The 1322-nt window shown below is 66.5% G+C and carries 2 protein-coding genes; both read left to right on the forward strand.

Translation table 11 applies throughout. From position 1 onward, the window contains the following. Positions 1-71: 71 nt before the first annotated feature. Positions 72-383: a transposase gene (locus tag ABZS40_RS36705; protein ID WP_354949345.1), complete on the forward strand. Its 312-nt coding sequence runs from the start codon at positions 72-74 to the stop codon at positions 381-383. Beyond that, positions 380-1276, forward strand: coding sequence for an IS3 family transposase (locus tag ABZS40_RS36710; protein ID WP_354949347.1), 897 nt, complete (start codon positions 380-382; stop codon positions 1274-1276). The genes ABZS40_RS36705 and ABZS40_RS36710 overlap by 4 nt, the downstream gene beginning before the upstream one ends. Positions 1277-1322 lie beyond the last annotated feature (46 nt).

Genomic DNA, 1322 nt, shown 5'->3' on the forward strand with positions numbered 1-1322 from the left:
GTGGGCCTGCCCCGTTTTGACGGACATCCGAGATCAGGGGACCTGGGGTCTCCGGGAGGATGTTCAGCATCATGGAGAGCATGGGAAAGAAGCGGCCGCGGCCTCGGCGTTCGTTCACGCCGGATTTCAAGGCCGAGATCGTCGAGTTGTGCCAGCGTGGTGACCGCACGCTGCGGCAGGTCAGCCAGGACTTCGACCTCACCGAGACGGCTGTGCGTGAGTGGGTCAAGCAGGCCGAACTCGACACCGGCGTCCGCGCCGACGGGCTGACCACGGACGAGCGGGCCGAACTCGCGCAGCTGCGCAAAGAGAACCGCAGGCTGCGCGAAGACGTCGATGTACTCAAACGGGCGACGGCTTTCTTCGCGAAGGAGACCCGGTGAACGTCTTCCTGTTCATCGCCGCGGAGCAGGCCGGTAAGCACAACGTCACACGTGCCTGCGAACTGCTCGAGGTCTCCCGATCCGCCTACTACCAGCAGAGAACCGGCTCCCAGTCGCAGCGTGAGCGGGTCGATGCCCAGCTCACCGACACGATCACCGTGCTGCACGAACGGTCCCAGGGCACCTACGGGGCGCCGCGGATCCACGCTGACCTCACCGAGCAGGGGCTACGGCACGGCCGCAAACGCGTCGCCCGACTGATGCGCACCGCCGGACTCGCCGGCAAGAGCCCACGCCGCTGGCGCACGACCACAATCCCGGATCCGGCCGCCGGGCTCCGGCCTGACCTGATCGGCCGCGACTTCCGTGTTGATCCTGGCGTCATCGATACCCGCTGGTGCGGCGACATCACCTACATCAACACGTGGCAGGGCTGGCTCTACCTGGCCACCGTCATCGATCTCGCATCACGCCGGGTCGTCGGCTGGGCCGTCGCCGACAACCTGAAGACCGACCTGGTCGACGCCGCCCTCGCCGCCGCTCTCGCACGCCGCCAACCCGAGCCCGGGCTGGTGTTTCATTCCGACCGCGGCACGCAATACGTCAGCGCCCAACACGCCCGCCTCGCACACCGTCACGACATACGCCTGTCCGTCGGCCGGCGCGGACAGTGCTGGGACAACGCCGTCGCCGAGTCGTTCTTCGCCACCATCAAAACCGAACTCCTGCACCGCCAGGCCTGGCCCACCCACCAAGCCGCCCGCCAGGCCATATTCGAATACATCGAGGGCTGGTACAACACCCGCCGCCGACACTCAACCCTCGGCTACCTCAGCCCCGCGGCTTTCGAGGCCACCAGCTCACAACCGCTACCGATCGACCAAGCCGCCTAACTAAAATCAACACAACGACCCTGTCCGTCGAAACGGGTCAAGCCCA

The organism is Micromonospora sp. NPDC005324, assembly GCF_040607155.1.
In the GTDB taxonomy this organism is placed as follows: domain Bacteria; phylum Actinomycetota; class Actinomycetes; order Mycobacteriales; family Micromonosporaceae; genus Micromonospora; species Micromonospora trifolii.